This window comes from Thermococcus thermotolerans, from assembly GCF_024707485.1.
GTDB classification, from domain to species: Archaea; Methanobacteriota_B; Thermococci; order Thermococcales; family Thermococcaceae; genus Thermococcus; species Thermococcus thermotolerans.
In genome coordinates, this window is record NZ_CP102602.1 from 364,875 (window position 1) to 381,790 (window position 16,916).

General features: G+C 53.5%; 18 protein-coding genes. 9 read left to right on the forward strand and 9 right to left on the reverse strand.

Going from position 1 to position 16,916, the window contains the following annotated elements:
• Nucleotides 1-614 precede the first annotated feature (614 nt).
• The gene (locus NUS69_RS02160; RefSeq protein ID WP_258084226.1) at nt 615-905 is read left to right on the forward strand and encodes an SHOCT domain-containing protein; all 291 of its coding nucleotides are present in this window, start codon (nt 615-617) and stop codon (nt 903-905) included.
• 65 nt (nt 906-970) lie between these two features.
• Here NUS69_RS02160 and NUS69_RS02165 read toward each other — a convergent pair whose 3' ends face one another.
• Nucleotides 971-1,300, reverse strand: coding sequence for an ArsR/SmtB family transcription factor (locus tag NUS69_RS02165; protein WP_258084227.1), 330 nt, complete (start codon nt 1,298-1,300; stop codon nt 971-973).
• A 297-nt stretch (nt 1,301-1,597) separates the two neighbouring features.
• Here NUS69_RS02165 and NUS69_RS02170 point away from each other — a divergent pair, with 297 nt between their 5' ends.
• On the forward strand, nt 1,598-1,891 hold the full coding sequence (locus NUS69_RS02170) for a hypothetical protein (protein WP_258084228.1): 294 nt from the start codon (nt 1,598-1,600) through the stop codon (nt 1,889-1,891).
• A gap of 283 nt (nt 1,892-2,174) precedes the next feature.
• Here NUS69_RS02170 and NUS69_RS02175 read toward each other — a convergent pair whose 3' ends face one another.
• From NUS69_RS02175 to NUS69_RS02200, 6 genes are all read right to left on the reverse strand, one after another.
• Nucleotides 2,175-2,906, reverse strand: a complete 732-nt coding sequence (locus tag NUS69_RS02175) for a class I SAM-dependent methyltransferase (protein ID WP_258084229.1) — start codon at nt 2,904-2,906, stop codon at nt 2,175-2,177.
• Nucleotides 2,903-4,060: a cystathionine gamma-synthase gene (locus NUS69_RS02180; RefSeq protein ID WP_258084230.1), complete on the reverse strand. Its 1,158-nt coding sequence runs from the start codon at nt 4,058-4,060 to the stop codon at nt 2,903-2,905. Before NUS69_RS02180 ends, NUS69_RS02175 begins: the two co-directional genes overlap by 4 nt.
• On the reverse strand, nt 4,057-5,229 hold the full coding sequence (locus tag NUS69_RS02185; protein ID WP_258084231.1) for a PLP-dependent cysteine synthase family protein: 1,173 nt from the start codon (nt 5,227-5,229) through the stop codon (nt 4,057-4,059). The genes NUS69_RS02180 and NUS69_RS02185 overlap by 4 nt, the downstream gene beginning before the upstream one ends.
• Nucleotides 5,230-5,396: 167 nt before the next feature.
• Nucleotides 5,397-6,137 carry an ABC transporter ATP-binding protein gene (locus NUS69_RS02190; RefSeq protein WP_258084232.1) on the reverse strand — a complete coding sequence of 247 codons (741 nt, stop codon included), beginning with the start codon at nt 6,135-6,137 and terminating at the stop codon, nt 5,397-5,399.
• Nucleotides 6,130-7,251 carry an ABC transporter permease gene (locus NUS69_RS02195; protein WP_258084233.1) on the reverse strand — a complete coding sequence of 374 codons (1,122 nt, stop codon included), beginning with the start codon at nt 7,249-7,251 and terminating at the stop codon, nt 6,130-6,132. Before NUS69_RS02195 ends, NUS69_RS02190 begins: the two co-directional genes overlap by 8 nt.
• A 5-nt stretch (nt 7,252-7,256) precedes the next feature.
• A complete protein-coding gene (locus tag NUS69_RS02200) occupies nt 7,257-7,877 on the reverse strand; it encodes a class I SAM-dependent methyltransferase (protein WP_258084234.1) in 621 nt (206 codons plus the stop codon).
• Between the two features lie 148 nt (nt 7,878-8,025).
• Here NUS69_RS02200 and NUS69_RS02205 point away from each other — a divergent pair, with 148 nt between their 5' ends.
• Genes NUS69_RS02205 through NUS69_RS02215 form a run of 3 tightly spaced genes read left to right on the forward strand, consistent with a single transcriptional unit; the run spans nt 8,026 to nt 9,540 of the window.
• Complete coding sequence (locus tag NUS69_RS02205) at nt 8,026-8,385, forward strand: hypothetical protein (protein WP_258084235.1); 360 nt, start codon at nt 8,026-8,028, stop codon at nt 8,383-8,385.
• A 48-nt stretch (nt 8,386-8,433) separates the two neighbouring features.
• Nucleotides 8,434-8,796 (forward strand): hypothetical protein, encoded by a 363-nt coding sequence (locus NUS69_RS02210; RefSeq protein ID WP_258084236.1) that lies wholly within the window; start codon nt 8,434-8,436, stop codon nt 8,794-8,796.
• A gap of 9 nt (nt 8,797-8,805) precedes the next feature.
• Nucleotides 8,806-9,540, forward strand: a complete 735-nt coding sequence (locus tag NUS69_RS02215) for a cytochrome C biogenesis protein (protein WP_258084237.1) — start codon at nt 8,806-8,808, stop codon at nt 9,538-9,540.
• On the opposite strand, the gene NUS69_RS02220 is transcribed toward NUS69_RS02215, so the two are convergent.
• Nucleotides 9,481-10,098: a TRASH domain-containing protein gene (locus tag NUS69_RS02220; RefSeq protein WP_258084238.1), complete on the reverse strand. Its 618-nt coding sequence runs from the start codon at nt 10,096-10,098 to the stop codon at nt 9,481-9,483. The genes NUS69_RS02215 and NUS69_RS02220 overlap by 60 nt on opposite strands.
• Nucleotides 10,099-10,219: 121 nt before the next feature.
• Between NUS69_RS02220 and NUS69_RS02225 the strand changes: the two genes are divergently transcribed.
• Together NUS69_RS02225 and NUS69_RS02230 are read left to right on the forward strand one after the other, a co-directional pair.
• Complete coding sequence (locus NUS69_RS02225; RefSeq protein WP_258084239.1) at nt 10,220-12,625, forward strand: heavy metal translocating P-type ATPase; 2,406 nt, start codon at nt 10,220-10,222, stop codon at nt 12,623-12,625.
• Between the two features lie 34 nt (nt 12,626-12,659).
• Nucleotides 12,660-12,965: a thioredoxin family protein gene (locus NUS69_RS02230; RefSeq protein WP_258084240.1), complete on the forward strand. Its 306-nt coding sequence runs from the start codon at nt 12,660-12,662 to the stop codon at nt 12,963-12,965.
• On the opposite strand, the gene NUS69_RS02235 is transcribed toward NUS69_RS02230, so the two are convergent.
• Nucleotides 12,966-13,556 (reverse strand): SagB/ThcOx family dehydrogenase, encoded by a 591-nt coding sequence (locus tag NUS69_RS02235; protein WP_258084885.1) that lies wholly within the window; start codon nt 13,554-13,556, stop codon nt 12,966-12,968.
• 159 nt (nt 13,557-13,715) lie between these two features.
• Here NUS69_RS02235 and NUS69_RS02240 point away from each other — a divergent pair, with 159 nt between their 5' ends.
• Nucleotides 13,716-16,160, forward strand: coding sequence for an NHL repeat-containing protein (locus tag NUS69_RS02240; RefSeq protein ID WP_258084241.1), 2,445 nt, complete (start codon nt 13,716-13,718; stop codon nt 16,158-16,160).
• A gap of 499 nt (nt 16,161-16,659) precedes the next feature.
• On the forward strand, nt 16,660-16,866 hold the full coding sequence (locus tag NUS69_RS02245) for a helix-turn-helix domain-containing protein (RefSeq protein WP_258084886.1): 207 nt from the start codon (nt 16,660-16,662) through the stop codon (nt 16,864-16,866).
• Nucleotides 16,867-16,916: the final 50 nt, after the last annotated feature.

The window sequence follows — 16,916 nt, forward strand, 5'->3', positions numbered from 1 at the left end:
GCTGCTTGAGAACTTACAAATGTTGCGGTAGCTCCAGTTATATAACATACTGCTCCACATCCGCCGACACACCCCGCTGCACAGGCTGCATAACATAGCCATCCCATTGGAATCACCATTGTTAAGTGTCATTTTCAATATTTAGTTTTTTCTTAAACTAAAAGTTCATAATATAGAGTTATTAATTTTTTTTAAAAAACGTAATCTATTAAAAACTCCATTTTGGGGATATTGATAGTATAAAAGATTTACAACTTAAAATCATAACACATTCCCTGACTACACATATTTTCAGTGATCAGTATCGAAAGTTTAGATATCAAACCTGTCAACTCGTCTGTCTTCAAAATACGTTACAACAATCCTATGATGCATTTCTCTGCCTGATGTTGGCGATCTTGCCATCAACAACAAAAACTGGCCTTCTAAGGTTCTTAAATTTCCTCAAGAACCTCTCAAAATTTAGACTTGAGGGAGGATTTCAGGTTTGGTAATTGTACTGTAGATTACATTCTCACAATACCATTCTGCGAAAATTTTCTTTTATTCTTTTCCCTTTTGCCAACAATAAGCCCTATAGCCTTTACCACATAGTAGTATTCGAGGAGATCAAAATGATGTTCGAAAGCGTTGGAAACGAATTCCTGGCTCACGCCGGAGAGGGAGAATGGGGGTGGCACGACATGATGGGATTTGGTTACTTTGGCTGGTTCGGGGCAGTATTCATGCTCCTGTTCTGGATTCTGATAATCGTTGGAATAGTCTGGTTCATTAAATGGCTCGTTGAGCAGAGCTCAAGCGGGAGCAAGAAGAGCGCCCTGGAGATACTCGATGAGAAGTATGCACGCGGCGAGATAGACGACGAAGAGTACGAGAGGAGAAGGAGAAAGCTCCTAGAGGGCTGATTCCTCCTGTCTTTAATCTAATTTTAGGTAAGTCCGTTCTGAAGTGAACTGCTGTTGATCAGTGGTTATTCTCTAAATATTTCTCCCGTGACCAGATCCACGCCGATTCTTCTTACCTTGAGTTTCCAGAGCTTCTCGGGTGCACCGCCCCCCTGTTCCCTGTAACCCACCATCTCAATTATTCCTGATTTCTGGAGGGTGGAGAGGTGATAATAAAGCGTCGATCGTGGCATATGAAAGCCGCTCTTCTGAAGTTCCATATAAATGTCGTTGGTGCCCTTTACGCCGTCCGCTAAGGCCCTTATGATTGTCCTTTTTGGCTCGGCCATTAATGACTTCAGCGTTGCTGTGAGTGTTCTTATGTTTCGCGGATTGCACATCATCCATCTTGGCATCCTATCACCGTCCCTGTTTGGCCTTCGACCCTTATAATTCTGCCGGTTTTTGAGATATTAGCCAGGAATATAACAGAAAACTTTATAAATAATTTTGTAATATTCTAAATCGAAGGGGTGATTAGAATGAGGTTTGGAATGCCAAAGTGGATGTGCAAGATGAGGCGCTTTGGATCCCTCATGGGATGTGGCATGATGGAAAGAGTAGTATCCGAAGAGGTCGCAGAAACGCAGCCTGCAGGATGGAGAGGCACGATGTGGAGGTACCAAGGATCTAGATGGGGCTGCGGAGGGGGAATGTTTTCATGGGCCCCAGGTGTTCCAGAATCGGCTGATACTGCAATTGACTACGAGGAAATAAAATCGCGAGCCGCAGAGCTCCTCCAGAACGCCTCCAAGGGGGTTTCATGGCAGAATCCATGGGGAGATACCAGGATACCCCTCGTCATAAACGGACGGATCATAGGACAGCTCTGGGAGGACGTCAGCCCCGATGAGCTTGAGATAGGGCCTTACATGTCTGGAATGTGGGGGACTAGAGTGCAGCTCCTCAAGGATGGCCGTGTGGTTGGTTTCCTCAGACTTGCCTGATTTTTGTTTTTCCTCTGGGGCCCCTCCCTTATGACTAGAGGATGTCAGACTTTTGCTTTTTCTGCTGCTTCTCTCAGTCTTAATAGCCCAACATCTACGTCTGTTGGTGCGGCTATCTTGATACAGTAAGAAAAATCCTTTTTTGGCCTGCATCCTGGGGATAACGCTATCTTCTTCGTTCTCGGCTCTTCACAATGAACGCTGAACCGAGAGAGAAAAGATAACCCTGACCTTCGTTGTTCAATAAGAAAAAGAACACATGATTTCAAAAGTATGGTGGCTCTCAGGCAAACACCGCCTTGTAGAGTCCGATGAGGACACCGTCAACCTCACAGTGCAGTCCGAGGGGCCGGACTTCCGCGTTTTTAAAGACCCGCAGGCCCATCTCCCGTATCTCTTCTGTTGAAAACCCGAGGTGTGTGTCCTTCAGCGTCTCCCTGAACTCATCGTGCCTGTGCTTGAGGACGTCGATTATGACGACCTTTCCACCCTCGGCCAGCACGTCTCTCATGCTCTCCAGGACGGCCTCCGGGTTTAGGAAGTGGTGGAATGCGAGGGTGGAGACAACCACGTCAAACTCCTCCGGCACGTTGAGGCCGTAGTGCTCGTTGGCTATCCTTATTGACTCCCCAATCTTCTCGGCAACGCCCCAGATGGGTGTTATTCCCTTTTCATTGAGCCTCTTCAGCATGCTGGGCGTTATGTCGAAGCCGTAGACCTCGACTTTTATGCCCTTCTCCTCAAGCTTTTCCTTTACGCGCTCCGTGAAAAAGCCCGAGCCGGCCGCGACGTCGAGTATGCGCACCCCTTTTCTCCCAAGCTTTAGGACCTCCCGCACTATCTCTTCCACGAGCCGGTCTATGCACTCGTCCCTGAGGTAGTCCCTCACGATGTCGTCCCTCTCAGGCGCTTCCGTCTCAAAGTACTCTATCTGCTCCACAAGCTCGTTTATGTCCTCCTCGCCAAATCCAAGCTTCTCCAGGAACGTCCTAATCTCTTCGATGCCAGGTATCATTTTCTCACCGCCTCAAAGCCCCTCTCAAGATCCTCGATTAGGTCATCAACGTCCTCTATTCCCACCGAGACCCTGATAAGGGAGTCCTTTATGCCGACCTTCTCCCTCTCCTCCCTTGGAACCGATGCGTGGGTCATTATGGCTGGGAGCTCTATGAGCGACTCGACACCGCCGAGGCTTTCAGCCAAGGCGAATATCTCAAGGCTCTCCACGAACCTTACCGCCTCCTCAAGCCCACCCTTGAGTTCGAATGAGAGCATTCCTCCGAAGCCCCTCATCTGCCTCCTTGCGAGTTCGTGCTGCGGGTGGGAAGGCAGGCCGGGGTAGTAGACCCTCTCAACCAGCGGGTGCTCCTCAAGATACCTTGCTATCGTCATGGCGTTCCTCTCGTGCCTCTCCATCCTGACGGCGAGGGTTTTGATGCCCCGCATTACCAGCCAGGAGTCAAAAGGTGACAGAATTGCTCCAACCGCGTTCTGGTGGAACTTGAGCCTCTCATAAATCTCGTCGTCGTTCACCATCACAGCCCCGCCGACAACGTCGGAGTGGCCGCCGAGGTACTTGGTGACGCTGTGGAGGACTATATCTGCACCTAAGTCAAGGGGGTTCTGGAAGTAGGGGCTCGCGAAGGTGTTATCCACGACCACGATTAGGCCTCTCTCGTGGGCAATCTCGGAGATTGCCCTTATGTCCGCGAGCTTGAGGAGGGGGTTCGTGGGCGTTTCGAGCCAGACCATCCTTGTGTTCTCCCTTATCGCCCTCCTCACGTTCTCGGGCTCCCTCGCATCAACGTAGGTGAACTCGATGCCGAAGCGCTCCATCACCTGGTTGAAGAGCCTCTTCGTCCCGCCGTAGAGGTCGTCAAAAGCAACCACATGGTCGCCCTTCTTCAGCAACGCCAGGAGTATCGTGGACTCAGCGGCGAGGCCTGAGGAGAACGCCAGCCCGTACTTTGCGTTCTCAAGCGCCGCCAGCTTTCTCTCAAGTGCGTCCCTCGTGGGGTTGCCGCTCCTTGAGTAGACGTAGCCCTCCTCGACCTCCCTTATGCTCCTCTTTGCGAAGGTGGTTGAGAGGTGGATTGGGGATACAACGTCGCCGTGCTGCATGCTCTCGGGCTCTTCACCGACGTGGATAGCTTTAGTTGAGAACCTCATCTCAGCACCTCCAGAACCTTTTCATCGTCAACCTCGAAGCCGTTCGCGATGAGCCACTCGTCGTTGAAGACCTTCGTGAGGTAGTTCCTTCCGGTGTCAGGGAATATCACGACGACCTTCTTGCCCTCCACTCCTTTCTCCTTGAGGTACTTTACCGTCCCGTAGAGTGCCGCGCCCGATGAGCCGCCCGCCAGAATCCCCTCCTTCCTCGCGAGGAAGCGGGTCATTGCGAAGGCTTCCTGGTCGTTGACGACAACCATATCGTCAACGAGGCTTAAATCGACGGTTTCAGGGAGCAGATCTTCACCTATGCCCTCAACGAGGTAGGGGTGGGCCTTCTTGAGGGCCTCCTCAAGGCTCATTCCCTTCTTGACGAGGCTGTATATCGAACCGACCGGGTCAACGCCTATTATCTTTACGTCTTTTTTCCTCTCCTTGAGGTAGCGCCCGATTCCGGTTATCGTCCCGCCGGTGCCTATCCCCGCGAAGAGGTAGTCTATCTCCCCTCCGGTCTGCTCCCATATCTCCCTCGCGGTGGTCTCATAGTGTGCCAGGGGGTTGTACCTGTTGAAGTACTGGTTGGGGATGTAGGCGTAGGGCGTTTCTTCCACTTCCTCCTCAAGGATCGCCCTGAGCTCGTCGAGCCTCTCCTCATCAACAAGCTTCTGAACGTGCTCAACTATCTCCTTAAGCTCCTCCCGAGTTACTGCCCTTCCTTTCTTCCAGATGAGGTTCCTCACCGCCTCGGCCACCTTGTAGTAGGAGTTCGGGTCGCCTGGAGCCACAGCGGTGGGAGTCCTGATGACGAAGGCGCCCATGGCCTTTAGGAGGAGCTCCTTCTCGGTGCTCATCTTGTCCGGCATCGTGAAGACCGTCATGTACCCCTCGTCCGCCGCAACGAGGGCAAGGCCAACCCCAGTGTTGCCCGATGTGGGCTCGACTATCACGCCGCCCTCGACGATTTTGCCCTCTCTCTTTGCCCCTTCTATCATGTACTTGCCTATCCTGTCCTTTATGCTCCCTCCGGGGTTGAAGAATTCCACCTTGGCATAGAGCTCGTTTTTGAGGTTGAAGTATCTCTCTATCTTCCTCAGCCTCACGAGGGGTGTGTTGCCTATCGTCTGGACGATGTCGTTATAAATACCCAATTTTGTGTAATTTTCCATCATATTGCCCACCACCTGCTCATTTATGAATAGAACTGCATATATATACTTTTCGGCATGAGAGCTGTCCTTTTGACGAAAGAAAAGATGATTCAGCCCTATTTAACTGGAAGTTTGAAATAAACAGTTTTGGACAGAAATGGGAAATGAAATTTACAGCTCATTGGGTGCTACTCCTCAAAAAGCAACAGCCTTTTGGCCTGCTGGCTGGCCTTCCGGTATATCCTGCCGTCCTCCATGTAGAGTATCCTGTCCGCGAAGCCGAGTATCCTCGGGTCGTGGGTGGCTATAATCACACACTTGCCGTCTTTCTTAGCCCTTTCGTGGATGAGCTTTATAACCTCCTTTCCGTTCTTTGAGTCGAGGTTTGCTGTGGGCTCGTCGGCTATTATGATGTCCGGGTCGGTTATCAGGGCCCTCGCCACGGCCACCCTCTGCTGTTCACCCCCTGAAAGCTCTGAGGGCCTGCTGTTGAGCCTGTCCCCCATATCCAGCTCTTCCAGGAGACCTTCTGCCCGCCTCATGGCCTCCTCCTTCTTTACGCCCTTAATCAGCAGGGGCACCATGACGTTCTCCACCGCCGTCAGCGCCTCCAGCAGGTTGGAGTGCTGGAATATGAAGCCCATCCTCTCAAGCCTGAGCCTCGCCAGCTCGTCCTGGGTGAGCCCCCTCAGCTCTATTGGCCTCCGGGGGTTTTCAGGGGGGTACAGTTTTATGCTCCCGGAGCTCGGCCTCAGAAGTCCGCTGAGCATGGTGAGGAGCGTCGTCTTCCCCGAACCGGATGGCCCCATAAGGAGAACCACCTCTCCCCTCCTGAGGATAATGGACACGTTATCGACGGCCCTCACCGCGGTTCTGCCCGAACCGTAGACCTTGGTCAGGTTGGTTGCCCGTAAAATGGCCTCAGGCATTGAAGACCACCACCGGGTCAACTTTGTTGAGCCTCCTTATCGGGATCAGCGGCGCGGTCAGCCCCATGAGCAGAACCGCTGCGAAGGTTATGCCCACTGTTGTGGGGTTCATCTCCACGAAGAACTCCGGGGCGAACCTGGGTACAAAGAGGGTGGCGAGCAGGGAGAGGCCGATGCCTGCGACAAAACCGAGCAGGGTTATTATGGCCGCCTGCTCAAAGACTATCCTCCTCAAGAAGCTGTTCTGCGCCCCAATTGCCTTCAGTATCGCGTACTCCCTCATCTTCTCAACCGTCATTGTGTAGAGTGTGAGCCCTATGACCGCCGCTCCGATTATAAATCCTATGAACACCAGCGGGAAGAGTATGGAGTTGAAGCTCTCGTTTATGACATCCTTGTGGTTCTGTATGAACCTCTCCTTCGTCAGTATCTCCACGGATACCCTCTTCTCCTTCAGCCTGTCCGTGATTTCCTTCGCCACATCGGCGGCGGGTCTGTCGCCGGAAAGCTGGACGAGGTAGTAGTTCACGTACTGAGTCGTCCCAAAAATCTCGGCGGCATCCTCGGTGGTAACGAAAATATACGGGTAAACAACCGCGAAAGTCCCCTTTGAGACCCCGACTATCCTCAGCTCCTTGTCTCCAATCTTAAGTGTCTGGCCGAGCTTCAGCCTGTTCCTTGTGAAAAACACCTGGTCCACCACGGCTTCACCCCTCTTTATCTCACCCGTGCCCCTGACTATGTCCCATGGGCCGCCGACCCCGCTGGTGGGGTCAAAGCCGGCTATGTAGACCGTCTTTTTCGCCCCGCTCGTTGGGACCTCTATTTGGACCGCCCTTCCTATGAGCTCGTGGACGCTCTTAACACCCTCCACGCTCTCTATGTCTCCTGCGAGCCCCCTGGGCAGGAGGGAATATGTGTGCCACAGGTCGTGGATGCCCTCCTGCCCCACCCAGAGGTCGGCGTCGGTATGCACGATGTAGTTCGTGCCGAGGGTCGTCATGCCGTAGTACACTCCGAGGAGTATTATGACAAGGGTCACCGAAAGGGCTACCCCGCCCACGCTTATCACCAGTCTGCCCCTATCGTGGAACAGGTTTTTCCTCGCTATCATCTTGATCACCCGGGGGGCTTTGTTGCAATTATAAGCTTTACAATATCAAAGAAGAGATTTTCCACCCTTTCCACTTTAAAACCCGCTTTTTTGATGTTGTCCTGGGTCTCCCTGATCATGGATGTGCCCAGCATGGTCTTCATAAACGGCTCCATCATGTAGAGGGGGAGGTTGAGAAGCTTTGACCTGCTCTTCATGTGCTCAAGGAATATGGCTTTCCCTCCGGGTTTCAGCACCCGATACGCCTCTTTCAGCCCCTTTATCGGGTCAGGCACTGTGCAGAAGACGAAGGTGCTAACGACAGTGTCAAATGTGTCCTCTTCAAATTCAAGGTTCTGGACGTCCATATGCAGGAGCCTGACGTTTTTCAGGCCGAGTTCTCTTCTCCTTTTCTCCGCCTTTTCAAGCATGCCCCTGCTGAAGTCTATGGCAGTGACCTCGACGTTTTGGGGATAATAGGGGAGGTTCTTTCCGGTTCCGACGCCTATCTCAAGCACTTTCCCTTCTGCCAGAGAAAGGGCCCTGGCGCGGTACTTTGAAAACGTCCTCCTTTCCATTGGACTTTCAAAGAGGTCGTAGACCTTTGAAAACCTATCATACCTGCTGGCTATTTTTGAGGTATTCATCAAGTTACCCTCATGAAAACATTTGATTGGCCTTATCCTTTCATCCCTGAAAGATTTGGGGATGTCCTTTCACATTATGTCAATGGTAAGCCTATTATTCCTTCGGCCTCAATGTACAGATGGAAGCAAAATGAAGAGGTGATGCGAAATGGAGTGGAAGTCCCTGTTTATCGGGCTCCTCATCGGAGCGCTCATAGCCGTTCCCCTCGGGATGGCTCACACTGGAGGATTCGATATAGCGGAGAGAACCGGAAGCCGCTGGGGCTTCGGACCCATGGGTGGCTATGGTATGCATGGCGGCATGATGGGCTACGGCATGCACGGCATGATGGACGACGAGATGTACGCGCAGATGGAGGAGTACATGGCCAGCGGCAACTTCACCGAGATGCACGATGAGATGGAGCCCCTCATGGAGGAGTACATGACCCAGTACATGGGCGGGAACTGGCAGGAGATGCACGAGACCTGCGAGAAGTACATGGGCATAGATGAGGACAATGAGTGAGTCCTCTCCCATTCTTTCACCTTTACCCGTTTTTGGTAGGGGAGAAAGATGAAGCAGTACGCGATGGGTCTTCTCGTGGTTCTGCTGTCCGTTCTCCTGGCCGCGGCATACTATTCCACGGTCGGCCATGAAAAAAGACAGGACGTTTTTCACGGCGTCCTTGTTGAAGGACGGCCCCTGAATTCCACAAACGCCGTGGTTCTGGCGGATACCAACTGCACTCCGGATCAAACCGGCACAAGGCTCACCTGCACTGCGATAATAGACGCACACGGTGAGGTTCTCAAGGTCAGATACACCCACCCCATAGAAGTCCCGTGCCTCGCGAGGGGGGATAAGGTTAATATATCAATGAATTCAACTTCATCCGTGGAGATCGTGCGCCTTGGGGCACCATCCATGGAACACTAGGTGAAGCATATGCCGGTTTCGGACGCAATCCTGATGACCGCCGCGGATATACCGCTGGACTCCCTGAGCCAGGTGACGGAGTTCACCGGAGTTACATTCTCAATAATCGCCCTCGGAATCCTCAACGCCCTCCGGCCGTCAATATTCCTGATGATAGTGTTTCTCCTGTCGATGATAGCGCTGACGGACGAGAAGAGGGTTTTGAGGGTCGGCCTAGCGTTCACCGTCGGCGCGTTTCTTGGGTACTCGATAATAGCCGTTGCCCTCATGAACCTTCACACCAAGATACCCCTGCTTAGATACTTTGTGGTCGCCTTTGGAATAACCGTGGGGGTTTACAAGATAGCCTCATCCCTTGGCTACGTGAGGATACCCCTCTCCAGCCCTCTTAGGGAAAAGAGCAACCAGGTTCTTGAAAAGGCCACCTCCCCGCCGGCAGCCTTTGTTGTTGGGGGTGTGATGGCGTTTCTCTCTCTGTCCTGCGTGCTCCCCTCTTACCTACTGGTGAGCTCCCTGCTTTCCGGCCAGTATCCCCCGGGAATCACGGCGGCGCTGCTCGTGGTGTTCATTGGAATATCCGTGCTCCCCTTTGCCCTCGTTACCCTGGGCTTCCACTATGGGAACAGGTACGCGAGACTTGGAAGGGCCGTGGACAGGCTCTCCTCGGTAAGCGGGAGGGGAGACCTAGTTATGGGCGTGGTGCTCGTGCTCGTGAGCGTGCTCTATTTTGTCCTCTTCCTTTAGCTTGAGCTTTTCTATGTTCTCCCGGGTCTTTTTGAACTCCCTCAGGCACGTTGGACAGCAGAGGAAGTAAACCCTGTTGTGGTACTTGTAGACTATCGGCTCTCCCACTATCTCCTTACCGCAGTAGTCGCACTTGAAGGGTATCTTGACCTTCGGGGGAGTGGTTCTCTCAATGCTCTCAAGGACGGGCATTATCTCGATGACCTCGAATCCGGCACCCTCTATGACCTTCCTCAGCTCCTCCATGTCCTCAACGGCGATCTTTATGAGGTACTTCCTGCTGGTGAAGCGGTTTATCTCTATTATCTCCTCAAACTCGCTCATCTTTTCCGGACTGTCCGTCTTGACTATGAGTGCAACGACGTTGTGAGCCCTGAGCAGCTCCGGGTTCAGCTTTACGGTATATCCAAGGATTACCCCTTCCTTCTCAAGCTTTTCAAGGCGGGATTTCACCGTCGGCCTGCTGACACCGAGTCTTTCGGCAAGCTCCGATATGCTCAGGCGCGAATTGTCCATCAGCAGGTAAATGAGCTTCAGATCAAGGTCATCTATCCTCATTCCCCTCACCGGTACGTTTTATCTCTTCCAAACTATAAAAATCCTCCTATTGCTCTTTCCACTTTGGCAAAAAATAACTTCATGAATTCACTAATGAAGCATTTATTGGAGGTGAACTCCGGTGGAAGTGAATATTAAGATTACCGGAATGAGCTGTGCATCATGTGCCAAAACGATAGAACTGGCACTTAAAGAGCTCGACGGCGTAAAGGACGCCAGAGTAAATCTGGCGACCGAAAGCGCCTACGTAAAATTCGACGAATCGAGGGTGAGTATATCCAGCATAATCAGAGCCATCGAAAGCGTTGGCTACGGCGTTGTCAGGGAGAAGAGGAACGCGGTCATTAAAATCGGCGGTATGACCTGCGCCTCGTGCGTCAGGACGATAGAGATGGCCCTCAAGGAGCTCCCCGGCGTTCTGGACGTCAGGGTTAACCTGGCGACTGAGACGGCAAACGTTACCTACGACCCGACCATGGTTGATATGGACGACATAAAGAAGACCATCGAGGAGTTCGGCTACCAGTTCCTCGGCGTTGAGGGCGAGGAGAGCATTGACATAGAGAGGGAAGCGAGGGAAAGGCACCTCAGGGAAATGAAAAAGAAGCTCGTGGTGGCGTGGTTCTTTGGCGGCATCATAACGTTCATGACATACCGCTGGCTCCTTGGACTGGACTTCGAGATACCTTACATGCTCTGGATACAGTTCCTGCTGGCGACCCCGGTCATAGTCTACTCCGGGAAGGACATCTTCCTCAAAGCTATCCGCTCGGTGAGGCACAAAACGCTCAACATGGACGTCATGTACTCTATGGGCGTCGGTTCAGCATACATAGCCAGCGTGCTGGCAACCATCGGCGTTCTCCCGGCGGAATACAACTTCTACGAGGCAAGCGTGCTCCTGCTGGCGTTCCTGCTGCTGGGCAGGTACCTTGAGCACATGGCGAAGGGAAGAACAAGTGAGGCCATCAAGAAGCTCATGGGTCTGCAGGCGAAGAAGGCGACGGTCATAAGGGACGGGAAGGAGATAGAGGTTCCGGTCAGCCAGGTCAAGGTCGGCGACATCGTGATAGTGAAGCCCGGTGAAAAGATACCGGTTGACGGTGTGGTAATCGAAGGGGAGAGCTACGTCGACGAGTCCATGATAACCGGTGAGCCCATACCCAACCTCAAAAAGGAGGGGGACGAGGTCATAGGCGGAACCATAAACAGGAACTCCGTGCTCAAGATCGAGGCAAAGAGGGTCGGTGGCGACACCGTTCTGGCGCAGATCATCAAGCTCGTTGAGGAGGCTCAGAACACAAGGCCTCCAATCCAGAGGATAGCGGACAAAATAGTGACCTACTTCATCCCGGTAGTGCTGACGGTTGCACTGGCATCTTTTGTCTACTGGGCCTTTATAGCCAAGGAGCCGCTCATCTTCGCCTTCACGACACTGATCAGCGTCCTCGTCATAGCCTGCCCGTGTGCCTTCGGCTTAGCAACTCCAACGGCTCTAACCGTCGGAATGGGCAAGGGGGCTGAGATGGGCATACTCATCAAAAACGGTGAGGTGCTTGAGATAGCGAGGAAGGCAACGGTTGTGCTCTTTGACAAGACTGGAACGCTCACAAAGGGCAAGCCTGAAGTGACCGATGTAATAACCTTTGGAATGGACGAAAAGGAGCTTATAAGGCTCGTTGCCTCCGCTGAGAAGCGCTCCGAGCACCCGCTTGGAGAGGCCATCGTGAAGAAGGCCCAGGAGCTCGGCCTTGAGCTTGAAGAACCGGAGGAGTTCGAGGCCATAACGGGCAAGGGTGTCAGGGCAGTCGTTGGAGGAAAGGAAATCCTGGCCGGCAACAGGAAGCTCATGACTGAAAACGGCTACTCGGTAAAGGGTGTGGAGGATGCGCTCCACAAACTTGAAGACGAGGCAAAGACCGCCATAACCGTCGCCGTAGACGGCAAAATAGTGGGGGTAATCGGCATAGCCGATACGATAAAGGAGAACGCGAAGGAGGCCATCGAGGAGCTCCACAGGATGGGCAAGAAGGTCGGCATGATAACGGGCGACAACAGGAGAACTGCAAACGCGATAGCGCGGCAACTCAACATAGACTACGTCCTTGCTGAGGTGCTCCCGGGGGACAAGGCCAACGAGGTGAAGAAGCTCCAAGAGAAGGGCGAGGTCGTCATCTTCGTGGGTGACGGCATAAACGACGCTCCGGCACTGGCGCAGGCAGATATTGGAATAGCCGTAAGCTCTGGAACGGACATAGCCATGGAGAGCGGTGAGATAGTGCTCATGAGGAACGACATAAGGGACGTTGTCAAGGCAATAAAGCTCAGCCAGAAAACCCTATCTAAGATAAAGCAGAACTTCTTCTGGGCGATGATATACAACATAATCCTCATCCCAATAGCCGCTGGAGCCCTCTACCCGCTGTTCGGCATAATCTTCAGGCCGGAGTGGGCGGCCGGAGCGATGGCGATAAGCAGTGTCAGCGTCGTGAGCAACTCACTCCTCCTGAAGAGGGCCAGAATCTGAGCCCTTTCATTTTTATTTCCCGGAGGTGAGGAGATTGATAGTTGAGTATGACGGAAAGTTTAACTTCAAGGACGGAAAAGTCATGCTGTGGTTCTCCATCCCGGGCTGTCCCCCGTGCAGGATAGTTGAGAGCTTCATGGAAGAGCTCAGTGCGGAGTTCCCGGAGATAACGGTCGTCCACATCAACGCCGAGGAATGGAACGACCTCGTGAACCGCTTTGACGTCCTCAACGTCCCGACACTGGTCTACCTTAAGGATGGGGAAGAGGTAGCCAGGCAGAACCTCATACGGAGGAAGGAGGAGGTTCTCATAAGGTTTGAAGAACTTAAAAGACTCTGACTACTCCCCCGGAATCCCGAGCGGGAAGATGTAGAGTGGTTCGCCCGGAACATCCAGCACCTTTTTTACCTCATCGTCCCTGAAGGCTCCGACCGCAACGGTGCCCAGGTTCAGGGCAGTGGCCTGGAGGTAGATGTTCTGCCCCACGTGGCCGGCATCAATGTGGACGTATCTCACTCCGCGCTCGCCGTACCGCCTCGTGGTCCTCTCGTAGTGTGCCACGATGACGATGTTTAGGGGAGCCGTGGCAACGCACCTTTGACCAAAGCATGTCTCTGCAAGGACCTTTCTGAAGTGTCCTTCCATTACCTTTTCCAGCGCGTGGGCCTTTCCGTCGTACCGGTAGATTCCCGGGGAGAGGCCCTCAACGTTTTCAACAACGACGTAAACTTCAAAGGGATAGCACGCCCCGGCGCTCGGCGATGTTCTTTTCCCCCATCTGTTGATTCCGTAAGCCGCCCAGAGCACCTGAGAGACCTCTTCAATGTTCAGGGGCTCGTCCTTGTACCTCCTTATGCTCTTTCTCCTGTCTATTGCCTCTTCCAGGCTCATCCTCCCCTCGCGCTTGGGAGCAGGTAACTCGATCCTCATGCTCATCACCGCAATCTATGATGTCTTTTTCATACATTAGGCTTTTGGTGACCTTATGAACTCGAAGAAACCTCCTGGCCTGATGAAATTGACAAAGTTCAAACAAAAATCCATATAAATTTCAAAGTAGAAGTGTCTTAAATACGGGACGGTGGGAACATGTCCGCTGGCAAGCCCATCCTTGGGTTGCTCTTCATCATACTCCTTTCGCTCCCAGCAGTATCTTCCTCAAAGGTTGCCGTTTGGTGGATCGGAGGTGCGGTACTCCATCCGAGGCTCTCCCCGGACGGGCTTTATTTCACTGATTTTGACGGAAGGGTCGGCCTGAAGACCAACGAGACGCACTTCATCTTCTGGCGCCTGCCGTTCATGGTAAACGGTATGTCAGTGAGCGACAGAGTGTACGTTTCCGCGAACCTCGGCCCGCCGGCTGTTCTAGATCCTCAGGGAGACGTCGTTTACATCTGGGACTATCCGGGGGTATCGTTCGTCCACGTCTTTGCCGTTCCCGGGAGGGCGTACTACGCCGGAAAAATCAACGAGAGCGGTGGGATAGGAGTTCTAACTGGAAACGACCTCGTCTTCTACGACCTCTCATCCGCCGGAATTGTGAAGGTTTACGACACCTACGCCACTCCAGAGGGGATATACTTCACCGCCGAGCTGAAAGAGAGCCCCCGCGGCGGCATAGGCATTCTCCAGCCGGAGAACGGAACCTTCCACCTCTGGCGGTTTCCGTCTGACTATTCCTCTCTCATACCGGACGGCATCGTCCTTGGCCACGACGGTCTTCTGTATGCGGCCATAATGGAGGGTGACGCGGTTGGACTGGTGAGGTTCTCCCCCGAGAACGGTAGCTTCTTCTTCAAGGAGCTGGGTGAGAGGCCCCTGCACGTGAAGGCCTTTGGAAACAGGATCCTCCTGATGGATTCAAGGGGATTTTTGGCTTTGACAGACCCTTCAGGCGTTCTCTGGACGCTCAACGCCACGCTAAAGTCTGAAGTACATTCCTTTAACACGGTCTCTCTGGGGTCGCCAACGGGGGTGAAGAACGCCACCAGGGAGGAGAGGGAGATAAGGCCCGAATACGTTGACGTAAACAAGGAACACCTTGACGGCATCGTACTCTACGACGTCGATGAGACCCACGATTTCGGCGGCGGTTACGTCGGGCAGCCCGGGACCCTGGTTCTCATAGATGAACTCCGCCCGAAGGTTCATCTCCTCTACGAGAACGGAACCGTCAGGGCGTGGGTAACCCCCGAAGAGATATTCACAGCCCCCGTTTTTCTCTACGTCAACGAAAAGCTCGTGAGGTGGGGCGAGGAAATAGTCTGGAACGCAACGTTCCTCGCGGGACGGTACAACCTTACGGCCGTTTACTTCGACGGCGAAGACGTTTACATGAACACGACCACCGTGGTGAGCGACCTGAGACCGGGGCTCGTCTGGAGCCGGTCTCTGAAAGTTGAGGGCGGGACGGTAATCTACGGGATGGCCAGTCATCCGGGAGTGTCCGTAAACGTGTCCGGTAGAACAGTATGGACGGACGGGAAGGGGTACTTCTCGTTCTTCGTTGCGAACGCCACGGAGACCGAGACAACCCCAGTGGAGAAGGAAGGGGAGCCCAACCACTGGAGTATCGCCCTTCTCATATTCGCCGTTCCAATCGGAGTTGCCGGCGCGGTGCTGATTGGAAGAAAGGAGCGGAAGGGCTATGCACTCCTGATAACCGCGCTGATCCTTGCCGCGCTGTACTTCACCGTCTCAAAGGCTCCGGGAGAGGCTGGAGAAGAAAAGCCCCTAACGCTCTCCCTCGTCGTGGTCATGCCCCCCGGCTTCTACGCCTCAAACGTCACGGTAATAGTTGATGGCGAGAGCGCCGGAAGGACGAACTCGACGGGCATGCTTGAGGTTCCCATCGATTACGGGCTTCACGAGATTAGACTTCTGTCTGGAGGTGCGGAGACGAGGTTTGAGGTGGCTATGGCCGAAAACAGGACCTTGGTAGTTCCCTTCTTCCCGGGAGTAAACGCGACGCTGACCAACGGCCCCGGCTACGCTGGTTTCTCGGCTTCGATTGGAAGCGTCACGCTCAGTTCGATGCACTCAGGGACGTACCCGACTGGACCGATGGGGAGCGGGGCTACGGAAGAGCTCGATTCCGGCCGGTGCGACGTCTGCAAGCTTAAGGCGGCGATGGTCGGTGCCGTCGAAGGTGAGGCGTGCAAGCTCTGCTGTCTCCAGAGCAAGAACTTTGGGCCTGCGGTTGTTTTCAACTACTACTTCCACCTCGTATGGGCGGCGATAGAGCGCTTTGACTGTATAATTCCCTGGCCGCCAATGCCCGAAACGAATTCCGTCGTTGGAGGGGCGGCGATAAACAGCTATGCCGATGACCTGGAAAACAGCCTTCCAAAGCCTGGCTGGGGAAGCATACATCCCTGTCTGTCGCCTTTGGATGGCCTTGATCCCGCCGACCCAAGTACAATCTGCAGCGCCCTCGAATGCGCCGACATTAAGTTCGACTGCAACTGCTACGTTACCTGCTTCCTCGGGCCGTTCAAGATGTGGGACGCCTTTATAAAGTGCGTTGGAGGCTGAAGGTTTTTCCTTTTTAGCCGGAAGGCTAATAATTCACGGGGACGATATTCGAACATGAAGCGCCTGAAGATTGCAATACCCTACAGAGAGGAGCTCTTTGGAGGTCTTGAGTGGCTTCCTGAGGCGATAGACTGGGCCTACGGAGACACTTACTTTACCATAGACACCGACGTCGTTAAGCTGGTGGAGGTCAAGTTCAAAGATGGCGTAAACCCCTGGGAGATACTTGAGCGGCTGAAATCGCTTCCGCAAACGAAGGACGTCAAGGCCTTCCCTCGCAACGAGCACTACCTCATATACCTGCGAGTCTCTCTTGGCCCCCGGAGGGAGCAGGCGGAAAGGCTTTTTGAACTCCAGAAGAAAGGACTGGTCGTTTTTGAGAGTGGAACCTTTGTCGGGGGTGAGAGTGTTCTCTCGGTCCTCTGCGAGGAGGAACTCGTGGGGGAGGTCGTGAGAACCTTCCGGGAAACCTACGGTGCGAGGGTGATCAGCGTTGAGGATGCCGAACCGGAGAAAAGCCCCCATTGCAAAGCTGATCAAGAGACAGGCAGAGGTTCTTCTTCTCGCCTACAAGAGCGGCTACTTCGACGAGCCCCGGAAGGTCACTTTGCGGGAGCTGGCGGAGATGCTGAACCTCAGCCCCTCAACGGTGAAGGAGCACCTGAGAAAGGGGCTGAAGAGGCTCCTCGATGAGTCTCTCAAATAACCGCACATGTGCGGGGTTACCTATAACTATCCCAAACACATATCTTTAGC

Excerpts from the sequence above, each read along its gene's own strand:
- NUS69_RS02190 (WP_258084232.1), bottom strand. The coding sequence starts at position 6,137 with ATGCCTGAGGCCATTTTACGGGCAACCAACCTGACCAAGGTCTACGGT.
- NUS69_RS02245 (WP_258084886.1), top strand. The coding sequence starts at position 16,660 with ATGCCGAACCGGAGAAAAGCCCCCATTGCAAAGCTGATCAAGAGACAG.
- NUS69_RS02195 (WP_258084233.1), bottom strand. The coding sequence starts at position 7,251 with ATGATAGCGAGGAAAAACCTGTTCCACGATAGGGGCAGACTGGTGATA.
- NUS69_RS02205 (WP_258084235.1), top strand. The coding sequence starts at position 8,026 with ATGGAGTGGAAGTCCCTGTTTATCGGGCTCCTCATCGGAGCGCTCATA.
- NUS69_RS02165 (WP_258084227.1), bottom strand. The coding sequence starts at position 1,300 with ATGCCAAGATGGATGATGTGCAATCCGCGAAACATAAGAACACTCACA.
- NUS69_RS02220 (WP_258084238.1), bottom strand. The coding sequence starts at position 10,098 with ATGAGGATAGATGACCTTGATCTGAAGCTCATTTACCTGCTGATGGAC.
- NUS69_RS02170 (WP_258084228.1), top strand. The coding sequence starts at position 1,598 with ATGTTTTCATGGGCCCCAGGTGTTCCAGAATCGGCTGATACTGCAATT.
- NUS69_RS02235 (WP_258084885.1), bottom strand. The coding sequence starts at position 13,556 with ATGAGGATCGAGTTACCTGCTCCCAAGCGCGAGGGGAGGATGAGCCTG.
- NUS69_RS02180 (WP_258084230.1), bottom strand. The coding sequence starts at position 4,060 with ATGAGGTTCTCAACTAAAGCTATCCACGTCGGTGAAGAGCCCGAGAGC.
- NUS69_RS02175 (WP_258084229.1), bottom strand. The coding sequence starts at position 2,906 with ATGATACCTGGCATCGAAGAGATTAGGACGTTCCTGGAGAAGCTTGGA.
- NUS69_RS02240 (WP_258084241.1), top strand. The coding sequence starts at position 13,716 with ATGTCCGCTGGCAAGCCCATCCTTGGGTTGCTCTTCATCATACTCCTT.
- NUS69_RS02215 (WP_258084237.1), top strand. The coding sequence starts at position 8,806 with ATGCCGGTTTCGGACGCAATCCTGATGACCGCCGCGGATATACCGCTG.
- NUS69_RS02185 (WP_258084231.1), bottom strand. The coding sequence starts at position 5,229 with ATGATGGAAAATTACACAAAATTGGGTATTTATAACGACATCGTCCAG.
- NUS69_RS02160 (WP_258084226.1), top strand. The coding sequence starts at position 615 with ATGATGTTCGAAAGCGTTGGAAACGAATTCCTGGCTCACGCCGGAGAG.
- NUS69_RS02210 (WP_258084236.1), top strand. The coding sequence starts at position 8,434 with ATGAAGCAGTACGCGATGGGTCTTCTCGTGGTTCTGCTGTCCGTTCTC.
- NUS69_RS02200 (WP_258084234.1), bottom strand. The coding sequence starts at position 7,877 with ATGAATACCTCAAAAATAGCCAGCAGGTATGATAGGTTTTCAAAGGTC.